This window comes from Mesorhizobium sp. M7A.F.Ca.US.006.01.1.1, from assembly GCF_003997935.1.
GTDB lineage: Bacteria > Pseudomonadota > Alphaproteobacteria > Rhizobiales > Rhizobiaceae > Mesorhizobium.
In genome coordinates, this window is sequence record NZ_RZQL01000502.1 from 1 (window position 1) to 941 (window position 941).

1 protein-coding gene is annotated in these 941 nt (G+C 66.1%); it reads right to left on the reverse strand.

Translation table 11 applies throughout. The annotated features are described in order from the left end of the window. Nucleotides 1–151: 151 nt before the first annotated feature. Nucleotides 152–941: GDSL-type esterase/lipase family protein (locus EN943_RS37160; RefSeq protein ID WP_127416625.1), on the reverse strand; the 790-nt coding region annotated here is incomplete at its 5' end.

The window sequence follows — 941 nt, forward strand, 5'->3', positions numbered from 1 at the left end:
GCTCTATGCGGCCGGCGACGTGCGTCGTGGCCAGTCGCTGGTCGTCTGGGCGATCCGCGAGGGCCGCCAGGCGGCGCGCTCGATCGACGAGGCACTGATGGGGTCGAGCGTTCTACCTCGCTGAGCCCAGCCTCAGAGCCGCTTTGCGATGCTAACGATTGATCGCGGTCGTGGTGTCGGTCGTGGCTGCGGCCTTCGGCGGCCATGAGAAATCGTCGGCGCGGCCGGGCGAGGCAATCGGTGCCTTGCCCTCGACCACCAGCTTTTCACCGGGCAGGTCCGGATTTGCCTTCGCCGGCGGGGCCGCGCCAAGCAGCTCGGAGCCGCCGTCGAGTGCCGGATCGCTGAGCAGCATCGGCGCGGTGCGGTCGATGACGATGGGTGCCGCGGCCGGCGCAGGCGCCTCGACAGGGGCGCCCGCCGGAGCGGACGGCGTAACCACGCTTCCCGGCGCGGTCAGGCCGAGGATCTTCAGCAACGGTTTTTCGGTATAGAAGGCGAGCTTGCGCTTGCCCGCCCTCGAGACGTTGATGCCGTCATCGGCGCGCAGCCGCACCGGTTGGCCGTTGATGTCGGGGCCGCTGGTGACGAAGGCGCCGTTCTCATCGACGAAGCCGTCCCAGACGTCGACGAATTCACCGCCATGGCTTTCAGCGGCCTGATGATAGATGTCGTTGAAGGCCAGCATGTCGGAGGTCATCTTCGGCACCCGGAACGCCGGCATGCCGACCCATAGGAAGGGTACCTTTGCCTCCGCGATAGCTTTGCCGAACGCCTCGGTCCGGCGCTCATATTCCTTGGTCCAGGTTTCAGAGCGGGGCTGCTCGCGCACGTCGCCCACCTTCATCTGCTGGCGGTCGTTGGAACCCAGCATGACGATCACGGCGGCAGGTTTTTCGGTCTCGATCAGCGATTTGATCTGTTCGGGCCAGTTGTAGAAA